Annotated in this window: 5 protein-coding genes; all 5 read left to right on the forward strand. The window is 39.3% G+C overall.

Annotated elements, in window-relative coordinates:
• Positions 1 to 198: hypothetical protein (locus VJ937_RS01975; RefSeq protein ID WP_324065242.1), on the forward strand; the 198-nt coding region annotated here is incomplete at its 5' end.
• Positions 199 to 1,368: 1,170 nt separating this feature from the next.
• Positions 1,369 to 2,940, forward strand: a complete 1,572-nt coding sequence (locus VJ937_RS01980) for a transporter substrate-binding domain-containing protein (RefSeq protein WP_324065243.1) — start codon at positions 1,369 to 1,371, stop codon at positions 2,938 to 2,940.
• Between the two features lie 250 nt (positions 2,941 to 3,190).
• On the forward strand, positions 3,191 to 3,676 hold the full coding sequence (locus VJ937_RS01985) for an RNA polymerase sigma factor (protein WP_057953058.1): 486 nt from the start codon (positions 3,191 to 3,193) through the stop codon (positions 3,674 to 3,676).
• Positions 3,676 to 4,908: a hypothetical protein gene (locus VJ937_RS01990; RefSeq protein ID WP_324065244.1), complete on the forward strand. Its 1,233-nt coding sequence runs from the start codon at positions 3,676 to 3,678 to the stop codon at positions 4,906 to 4,908. The genes VJ937_RS01985 and VJ937_RS01990 overlap by 1 nt, the downstream gene beginning before the upstream one ends.
• Positions 4,909 to 4,963: 55 nt before the next feature.
• Positions 4,964 to 5,800 carry an outer membrane beta-barrel protein gene (locus VJ937_RS01995; protein WP_324065245.1) on the forward strand — a complete coding sequence of 279 codons (837 nt, stop codon included), beginning with the start codon at positions 4,964 to 4,966 and terminating at the stop codon, positions 5,798 to 5,800.
• The last annotated feature ends 500 nt before the right edge of the window (positions 5,801 to 6,300 follow it).

Here is a 6,300-nt window from a genome sequence, read left to right on the forward strand (position 1 = left end):
TATTTAATTATAAACCTGAAATCTGAAACCACTTTTCTTCGCCCTGAAAGGGCAACTTATTTCAACCCACGGGCAGCGCCCTGGGTATATCAAACCCACAAAAAATCGCCGCGTTTGACAGAAATTACCTCCATTAAACCACTTCATCGGCGAAAGTTACTACCAGAAAATAACACAAGCACATTTTCATGCGCCTAATAATTCCTGGAAATCCATAAGCAATCGTGGATTATGAACCTTCAATACACATTTCGCCGATGACACTTTTATTACGTCCGGCAACAATCCGTCGCGGCGAATTATCGCCTAATTACAATATTCTACCAACATGTCAGCCCTACGGGCTTTCCGTAGCATACTTTCATAACTATTAAAATAAACGAAACGGTTTTTAATTATAAACTTGAAACCTGAAACCACTCTTCTTCGACCTGAAAGGGCAATTTATTTCAACCCACAAGCAACGCCCCGGGTTTGATAATGTGTTAGTTGGATAGTTCTCTGAGTAGCTCTTTGCGCTGGCATTGTGTGAATCGAAGAGAACGGGACCCGCATCCCTAGCCGAAAGAACACAATTACTCAATCAAATAATTAACTTAATCATTTTACCTCCACGCCCTGAAAGGGCAATTTATTTCAACGAACGGACAGCGCCCTGGGTATATCAAACCCACAAAAAATCGCCGCGTTTGACAGAAATTACCTCCATTAAACCACCTCAGCGGCGAAAATTACGATACTAAAGAACAACGCAAAAAGCTTTTTGCACACATTGCATTTCGTGGCATCACGATAGCTGTCAAGGATTGCGTAAAAATCTCCAATCATTGCATATTTCGCCGATGACACTTTTATTACATCCAATAAAAAACCTCATCGCGGCGAATTATCGCTTAATTACAATATTCTACCAACATGTCAGCCCTACGGGCTTTCCATAGCATACTTTCATAACTATTAAAATAAACGAAAATGTATTTAATTATAAACTTGAAACCTGAAACCACTTTTCTTCGCCCTGAAAGGGCAACTTATTTCAACCCACGAGCAACGCCCCGGTTTGATAATGCGTTTGTTGGATAGTTCTCTGAGTAGCTCTTTGCGCTGGTATTGTGAGAATCGAAGAGAACGGGAACCGCATCCCTAACCGAAAGAACACAATTATTCAATCAACTAATTAACTTTACCTCTCGTCCATCCACGCCAACCCGGGCTTACTATTATCATCAATCACTCCTATAATTAAAAAATATTTTCTTTCGTATCATCTTCAAAGATTGTTATCTTTATTCTCTATTATCGCACCCATTTTCTATGAGAAACCAATACCACATTTTATGCCTTGTGTGCCTGGCAATAGCTCTTCTTATGAAGAGTAATACAACTTTGGCAGCAACACAAAAAGGTCCCCTGCAAAAAGAAACCATTATCGTTGGTGGCGATTATGATTACAAACCTTACACCTACCTTGATAATAACGGCGAAGCCCGGGGCCTGGATGTAGAGATAATAAAACAAATAGCTAAAGCCTATGGCTTTAAAGTAGAGTTCCGTTTTACAGAATGGGAAGAAGCTCTCAACAATCTGAAAACCGGTAAAGTTGACTTACTACTGGCCACGCTTTACACCGATGTAAGAGATTCTATTTTTGATTTTACAATTCCATACAATGAAGACCATTACGATATAATCGTACGAAAAAACAGCCCGATAGAAGAAATCGGTGATCTTGCAAACAAACAGATTATTTCATTAAAGGGAGATGCATCTATCAGCCGTTTTATTGAACCGATGGCGCTTTATAAAAACACCACTGAGGTAGGCTCTTTACCCAAAGCCATTCGATTGTTATCAGAGGGCAATGGCGATGCCGTGTTAGCGCCCTATTCAATTGCCATGCAAACTATTGATGATACCAACATTAAAAATCTCAAGCCGATTGGATATTCTATTATGCCCATTTTGTACCGGTTTGCCGTAAAAAACGGCGACACTGAACTCCTTTCAGTTTTAAACGACGGAATTGATGAGCTGAAGGCTACCGGCATAAAAGAGAAGCTGCAAAACGATTGGAAAATTTATCAGCGTAAACAGATATCGGTAATAAGAGTTCTCCGGTACATTGGCATTGGTCTTATCCCTATTATCATCCTGATTATTATACTGGTTATTTGGACCCGAATGCTCAGAAAAAGGGTCGCCGAAAAAACAAAAAGCCTCCAGGAAAAAACCGATTCGCTTGAGGCCATGGTTAAAACAAAAGACAAACTTTTCTCTATTATTGCTCATGACCTGAAAGCTCCTTTCAATAGTATTCTGGGCCTATCGGACTTACTGCAGGAAGATGATGACAGTAATGATATTGAACACTCTAAATACCTGGCAAAACATATACACACATCGGCTAAAAACACCTTAAATTTACTTGAAAACTTACTGAGTTGGGCCAAAATGCAAACTGGCCAGATGAACTTTAATCCTGAAACACTGCTTTTACAAGACATTACCAATAATGTTGCAGACATCCTCAGTGCCTCGGCAAAAATTAAAAACATCTCCATCGAGCAAAGCATTAACAATGACATACAAATATTTGCTGACAGAAACATGCTCAAGTCAATACTTTACAACCTTGTAAGTAACGCGATAAAATTCACACCCCAAAATGGCACTGTCAATATCAATGCAGGACAAACAAACACATCAACACAAATAAAAATAACCGATAATGGTGTGGGAATCAGCCCTAAAAACCAGCAAAACCTCTTTAGCTTAAGCTCAGGCACAACCTCCAGAGGAACAGAAAAAGAGAAAGGCAGCGGTCTGGGACTTATTTTGTGTAAAGAATTCATCGACCAACATAAAGGTCAAATTCATGTGGAAAGCGAAGAAAATATTGGCACCACTTTTACCATTGTATTACCATTCCCCAAAAGTTAGCCCCGGCGCTCGGCAAATGAAACAAAATGTCACTGCAGTAGTAACTCCAGCGGTTCAGCAAATTGAAATTATACCCATAATGGTTTAATCAAAACCACTTAGCCGCTTTTGAGGGTTTTGCGAATAAAACCATTCACAGAAGAAGCTTCTCCGGAATTGCCCGAAAGGCATTACCAAATCAAAAGAAATTAAAAATTTTCTTGTAACTTTTGCGAAACATCATCGTCATACAACCGGAAAAGCTGACACCATGACCACAGAGGAATACAATCAGAGCGTTGATGAGTACAGTGATGCCGTGTATCGGTTCATGCTCAAAAACACGCAAAACGAAGAGCTTGCAAAGGACATTGTGCAGGAGTCGTTTACCAAAATGTGGATAAAAAGGAAAGAAATTGATGGCAAAAAAGCCCGATCGTACCTTTTTTCTACTGCATATCATCAAATGATTGATGTGTACCGCAAAGAAAACAGAAAAGACGACTTCGAAACAGTGCAGGAGCAAAATTACGCGCACGACGACCAGTACTCCGACCTGAGCGAAGTGCTGAGTGAAGCAGTTAAAAAACTGCCTGAAATACAGCGTTCGGTTTTAATGCTACGCGATTATGAAGGCTACTCCTACCAGGAAATAGGAGAAATAACCAAACTCAACGAATCGCAAGTTAAAGTATACATATACCGGGCGAGATTGTATCTGAAGAAATATATTGGTGCAATGGAAAATGTAATATAATGATGAAGATTAACCGAAATAACTACGAAATCTATATAATCGACTACCTCGATGGTCAACTTTCAGAGGCAGCTGAGCAAAAGCTTATGCAATTTCTGGAGCAAAACCCTGACCTGAAAGAGGAGTTGGAACTTATACAGAACACTTCGCTTCTGGATTCAGATGTGGTTTTTGAAGGTAAAAATGCCCTCAAAAAAAACCTGGAGGATGAGCCCATCAATGATGAGAACATTGACGAATGGTGTATTGCTGCAATGGAAGAAGATTTATCGCCGGCAGGAAAAACAAAATTTGCCAATGAACTGGAAACCCGCCCGGCATTTAAAAAAATTTTTGCCAACTATTTAAAAACAAGACTCGAAGCCGAAGAAATTCCATTTCCCGGTGCCAAACCCTGGCAGCTCCCAAACTTTGAAAGCAAACCTGCTTTTGAAGACGCAGATTACTGGATTATTGCAGCGCTTGAGAATGATCTGACATTGGCACAACGCAATGAGTGGGATAAATTTAAAAAACAAATTAAAGGCATTGATGAACTGGAAAAAAGTTATCTCGAAACCAAATTAATTCCTGAACAGGTGCTTTATCCAGACAAGCATAAACTCAGAAAGCAGAAAAGTAAAATGCGTTACCTCTATCCGCTTTCGGGTGTGGCAGCAGCAGCCGCGTTATTCTATTTTTTCATCAGTATCGCCAATATCAACGAAAATGCATATAAAGGATATAATAAAAATGTAGCGCAAATAGAACAGCAAACTAAAGATGGAAAATATCCTAACCCGGCATTCATCAATCCGGCTATAAAAACACACATGATGAAGACGATTGTGCACTTTTCAGAAGCGCAAAAAGAAAACAAAGACAAAATAAAGGAACTAAAACCACAAAAAATAAAACAAAAATTTGCCACACTAGAGCCGGTGCCAATAAGGCAAGCCGAAATAGAAAGTTTTGAAGACAAAAAAATACCCGAGCCACAAATGCAAACTGAAGTAATATCGGCTGACGAGGTTATGGAAAAAATGTATGCTCAGAATAGTCAACCATCATTTAATGTAAAACCAGAAAATAAACTTACGCTTTTTAAAGCAGCACAAAAAGGCGTTGAAGCAGTGAACAATAAAGTAGGCACAAAAATGGATCTACAGGCCCAGTATGATGAGCGAGGGAAACGAAAAAAAGTACAATTTTCAACAAAGCTTTTTTCCATTACCAGAACCGTCAACAAATAACGTAACATTTTAAACATATGTTCGCCATACGCATGAACCAATAAAAATAACCAAAATGAACTATATAACGATAATAATCAGCACCTTAATTCTTTTATCTGCCTTAAGCACAAAGGCACAGGAGGACACAGTAACAAATGAGCATACACCAGACACCACCTATATTGATTTGAAAAACAAACGTATCATCATCATCGATAAAGTTGGTGGCAGCTTCGATGATTTTGGCGATAAAGAAGAAGATATCCGTGAAGAGAAAAAACATGAAACCAAAGACTTCGATTCACATTTTGGTGGTATTGAACTCGGCCTGAATACCTATATGACCCCAGACCAGTCGCTCACCCTTGGAGAAGAACAGTATTATATGGAACTGGAGGACTCCAGGTCACTTGAATTCAATCTTAACCTATTCGATGTGGCCATACCTATAATAGATGAACGTGTAGGTTTGGTTTCAGGATTAGGATTCAGTTGGCAAAACTATAAATTTGACAACAAGCAACTCGTACTGCAAAATGACAGTTCTGTGCTCTATTACGACAGTGTTTCATCAAAAAGCTACAAAAAAAACAAGCTTACCACTGTATTTCTTACAGCGCCATTAGCACTTGAATTCCAATTTCCTGCTGGCAGAAAAGATGTATGGTTCCTAATTGGAGGATACGCCGGAGTAAAAATTGGCTCTTATGTAAAACTAGTCGCCGATGATGATGATAAATCAAAAACGAAGGAAGACTTCCATCTCAATACATTCCGATATGGTTTAAGGGCCGCTGTGGGAGTAAACAGCTGGAGCATTTATGCCACTTACAGTGCCAAACCACTATTTAAAAAAGATGAAGGACCGGAACTTTATCCGATAAGCGTAGGTGTTGGACTGGCATTTTAACCTAACTTGTTTAAAAATATCACCCCTGGTCGCAATCGATAAAAGGTTGTGACCTTTTTTATAGATATCTCAGAGCCACGGCACCATAACCTTTATCCCTAAGTAAACTCTTCCTTAACCTGCACATTTCGCCGATGACAATTTTATTACATCCAATAAAAGACCTCATCGCGGCGAATTATCACCTAATTACAATATTCTACCAACATGTCAGCCCTACGGGCTTTCCTTAACATCCTTTCATAACTATTAAAATGAACTAAAAGGTATTTAATCATAAACTTGAAACCTGAAACCGCTTTTCTTCGCCCTGAAAGGGCAACTTATTTCAACCCAAGGGCAACGCCCTGGGTATATCAAGCCCACAGAAAACCGCCGCGTTTGACAGAAATTACCTCCATTAAACCACCTCATCGGCGAAAGTTACTACCAGAAAATAACACAAGCACATTTTCATGCGCCTAATAATTCCTGGAAATCCATAAGCATTCGTGGATTAT

Source organism: Salinivirga sp., assembly GCF_035268865.1.
Classification (GTDB): domain Bacteria; phylum Bacteroidota; class Bacteroidia; order Bacteroidales; family Salinivirgaceae; genus Salinivirga.